The sequence below is a fragment of the Streptomyces sp. NRRL F-2664 genome, assembly GCF_000719345.1.
GTDB lineage: Bacteria > Actinomycetota > Actinomycetes > Streptomycetales > Streptomycetaceae > Streptomyces.
The window spans coordinates 1-405 of record NZ_JOFX01000385.1; the positions used below are offsets into that span (position 1 = coordinate 1).

Consider the following 405-nt stretch of genomic DNA (forward strand, 5'->3'; position numbering starts at 1 on the left):
ATACGAGATGCGGTCGTAAAGCAGTTGAAGGCCGAGATCTCGGCGGCCGACTATTCAGTCAAGAGCTTCGCCGAGAAGCTGGGTATGAACTACTTCACGATTCGCCGCTACCTAACCGGAGAGCGCGAAATGCCGTTCGGTGTGTTCGCGCAAATCTGCGCCGCGCTTAAGATCGACCCGGCCGACCTGATGGCCCGAGCGATAGCGCGCATGAAGTAAGAGAGGCGGGAGCCACCCCGAGGGCGACGGCGACACCAAATACGTCCCCGAGGGTTGGCTCTCGCCGCATTGCGGGCAGTAGTCCTCGGCAAGGGCAGGTGTGCGAATGTGTGAATTCTCTCCAAGTTATTCGAACGTTTGTTCGAATATTAGCGCACGCGTCGGACTTTTGCATGACACCAACAC

1 protein-coding gene is annotated in these 405 nt (G+C 57.8%); it reads left to right on the top strand.

Annotated features, from left to right (window positions below; genetic code table 11):
• Nucleotides 1–219: helix-turn-helix domain-containing protein (locus tag IF89_RS39770; protein WP_043195005.1), on the top strand; the 219-nt coding region annotated here is incomplete at its 5' end.
• Between the last annotated feature and the right edge of the window lie 186 nt (nucleotides 220–405).